Below are 2,432 nucleotides of genomic sequence, written 5' to 3' on the forward strand. Positions count from 1 at the left end.
TCTGCGCTAACAGATCATGCACAACGGAGACATCCTTTTTCCTTTGCTGTAATATGGTCATTATATCCAGCAAGTTCCGGACAGGCAATACCGTCAGCTTTCGGCCATTTTAGGCTAGCGGAAACAATTTCCATTGAAATGGTTCTATCAAAATCAACTGTACTTCCATTATAAACTTCAGATGCATATCCTTTTACTATATTGGCTACTTTACTTGTAAGTATTTCATTTTTCTCCATATAACTCGTCCAATCATTATCATAAACAAAAATTTCTTCGCCTTTTCCATACAAGTAATGCATACAAGTAATGCCATAAAATTTCCCTTCCTGCCCAATCAGATTCAAAATCTGATAATGATGTCCACGGTGGACATACTTCCAGGTGGCCGCTCGGATCCACATACAGCACCGGGTTATTCCCACAGTAAACATATCTGTTCTGTGAAAGCGGGTCGTTAAGCTTTCCGTTGAACGTATCCTGACTTAAGAACCTGCCGGTAACCGGATCATAGTATCTTGCACGTAAGTAAATCAAGCCGCTTGCATCGTAAGGCTCCCCGGTGAAACGGAACGGGTTGTAAACACTCTCAGAAACCGAACGCGGGCTGCCGAAAGCATCGTATGTGTAGCGGTTGAGAGGGTTGCCGTAGACATCGCTTATTATCGAAATGCTGCCCAGACCATCTTGGTGATAGTATACGGTGTCCGCGGGGTCGATCCTGCTCAGAAGCCTGCCGGCGTAGGTATAATTATTTGTATTTCCCGTATCATCCTTTTCTACGAGCATGCGCGGTATTCCTGTGTTGATATCATAAATATAACTACATTCGTCTGAGCCGTAAACTGAACCCGATACGGATACGCTCTGGTTGAGACGGTTGCCGTCGCCGTCGTAAGTATACTGGATGGTTCGGGTTCCGTCGGAGAAGTTAATCATCCGGTTTTCGTAGTCGTAATTGTAGCTGTAATCGTTGTAGGCGGCCCCACTGACTGATGTCAGGCTGCCGTTAAGGTCGTAACCATAGGTATTTGCACCTGCATGGATCAGGCGGTTCGCCTTATCGTAGGTATAGGCAACACCATTCGCGCTTGTTCTGTTGTCTGCCGGATCGTATGTATAATTTACTATCTCGTTGTCGGGATATTCTACTCTGGTTAGTTGATAAAGATCGTCATAGGTGTAATGGGTGGTGTTACCTTGCTCATCTGTTGCATTGATACGGTTGCCGACGTTGTCCAGGGTGTATGCCGCTCTTGCGATGACATCCGACCCGCTAAGGTGCTTGAGCTCGGTCAGACGGCCGTTCAGGTCGTAAGCATAATTTACGTTTATGCCGTTGGGCAAAATTTCTCCGGTCCGGTTGCCGGCTTGGTCATAAGTGATTGCGATGGAGTAAACGGAATCGGACACCGATACCGGCAGGTTCAGGCTGTTGTATGTGTAACTGACCCGCAGACCGCCGGGGTAGGTTAACGACGTTATATTTCCGGCCTGATCGTATTCGTAGCCTACGGAGTATACGTCTCTTGTCACCGAGGTAAGCCGGTTTAAGCTGTCGTAGCTGTAGCCGGTGGTGCCTGCCGGGTCTGTCATGGCTGTACGGTTGCCGTTTGCGTCGTAAGTATAGCTGACTCCGGTGTTATTCGGGTAATCAATGTTTGTCAGGCGGTTGTTGGCGTTGTAGGTATAATTAATGTTTGAACCGTCTGGCTTGGTTTTGGCAGTTAGATTGCCAACCGGATCGTATGTCTTATGGCTGGTGTTGCCCAGTGGGTCTTCTTCTTCCAATAGCCGGTTTAACGCGTCGTAGGTATATGTATAGGTTTGTCCTTTAGCATTGGTGACCGCAGTCAGGTTGCCGCTATTGTCATAGGTGTAGTTTGTGGTATAACCCAGAGCGTCGGTGACGGAGACCAGTCTGTTTAACGGGTCATAGCCGAAGGCGGTTGACACGTTGTTGGCGTCGGTGCTGTAGACGGCGTTGCCGACACTGTCATACTCAGTCGTGCTGATATGACCGAGTGGGTCGGTCACTACAACCAGCCTGTTGTTATCGTCATAAGCGTATGTCCAACTGGCGCCGCGGGGGTCGGTGAGGCTAAGTCGATTGCCGGCCAGGTCATAGGTGTAAGTGGTGGTGTGGTTTGCCGGGTCGGTTGTCGTGAGCAGCCTGGCGCACTGGTCGTAAGTAAATGTGGTCGTGTTGCCGCGCCGGTCGGTCACGCTGGTTTTGTTACCGAGCGGATCATATTCTATAACTTCTATGTTGCTAAAAGCATCTGTTACATTGGTTATTCTATTCAAAGCGTCATAGGTATATGTGGTTGTGTGTCCATTCTGGTCTGTTTTAGCAGTCTGGTTGCCGTTACCGTCGAGTGTGTAGGTTTCTGTGCTGCCGCCGGGATCGGTGATTGATATCAACCGGTTGA

2 protein-coding genes are annotated in these 2,432 nt (G+C 48.5%); both read right to left on the reverse strand.

Features of this window, described 5'->3' with window-relative positions; translation table 11 throughout:
- Positions 1-14: 14 nt before the first annotated feature.
- Positions 15-302: a hypothetical protein gene (locus tag L9W92_RS18525; protein ID WP_240085217.1), complete on the reverse strand. Its 288-nt coding sequence runs from the start codon at positions 300-302 to the stop codon at positions 15-17.
- The coding region (locus L9W92_RS18530; RefSeq protein ID WP_282442422.1) for an RHS repeat-associated core domain-containing protein at positions 259-2,432 on the reverse strand (2,174 nt) is incomplete at its 5' end. The genes L9W92_RS18530 and L9W92_RS18525, both read right to left, overlap by 44 nt.

Source organism: Pelotomaculum terephthalicicum JT, from assembly GCF_022410535.1.
Classification (GTDB): domain Bacteria; phylum Bacillota; class Desulfotomaculia; order Desulfotomaculales; family Pelotomaculaceae; genus Pelotomaculum_D; species Pelotomaculum_D terephthalicicum.

Bases quoted from the DNA above. Each gene is read 5' to 3' on its own strand.
- L9W92_RS18525 (WP_240085217.1), bottom strand. From the start codon at position 302: ATGCATTACTTGTATGGAAAAGGCGAAGAAATTTTTGTTTATGATAAT.